The 664-nt window shown below is 69.3% G+C and carries 1 protein-coding gene; it reads right to left on the bottom strand.

Annotated elements, in window-relative coordinates:
* Nucleotides 1–175 precede the first annotated feature (175 nt).
* Nucleotides 176–571: a Pycsar system effector family protein gene (locus ABD343_RS40810; RefSeq protein WP_344535943.1), complete on the bottom strand. Its 396-nt coding sequence runs from the start codon at nucleotides 569–571 to the stop codon at nucleotides 176–178.
* Between the last annotated feature and the right edge of the window lie 93 nt (nucleotides 572–664).

The raw sequence follows: 664 nt of genomic DNA, 5'->3' as shown, positions 1-664 counted from the left end.
TGATCGGGGTCCCGCAGTGGCAGCGCGGTCCTGCGGGGCGCTGTGGCGCTCTCTCGGCGCCTTCTCGTACGCTGGTCAAAGCAACGTCATCCGTTCGCTGGTTGAGAGCGATTCGGAGGCGGCGGCCCTGGGTGTAGGAGCCCGGGGCCGTGCCTATGTCTGGGGGGTGATCCTGTCACCCCGTGATCACGGAGCGCGCAGCGCCCCGCTGACGAAGCCCCCGCCCGGCATCTACGGGCGGGGGCTTCTGGTGTGTCAGCGCAGGTCCAGGCCCATCCGGCTGGTCAAGCGCTGCATGCTGGACGAAGCTGCCTCGGTCGGCCGGGATACCGCGTCCGCCGAGGCGCGGCCGGACGACCTGGAGACCGAGGACGACGGCGACGACGAGCGCCGTGCCCCCGACGTAGGCGGCGGCGCGGGAGGCGGCCGAGCCGTCCATGCCGATGGTGCCGAGACCGGCGAGTACAACGCCGTTGAGCGCCAGGAGGAGGCTCGCCTTCTGGTCCGTGCGGGAGATCTCGGAAGTGGTGTGGGCGAGTGCGGCGGCGAAGTTCTCATCGGTGCGGTTCATGGTCACTCCCTTGTGTCCGCCTGACCTTGCACGTGCAGTCTGACACAGTCGGCGCACCTTGCACAAGGTATTCGCTAAACCGGTCGCCGGGAT

Source organism: Streptomyces albiaxialis, assembly GCF_039530985.1.
Lineage (GTDB): Bacteria > Actinomycetota > Actinomycetes > Streptomycetales > Streptomycetaceae > Streptomyces > Streptomyces albiaxialis.
This window is presented reverse-complemented; position numbering and strand designations above follow the sequence as displayed.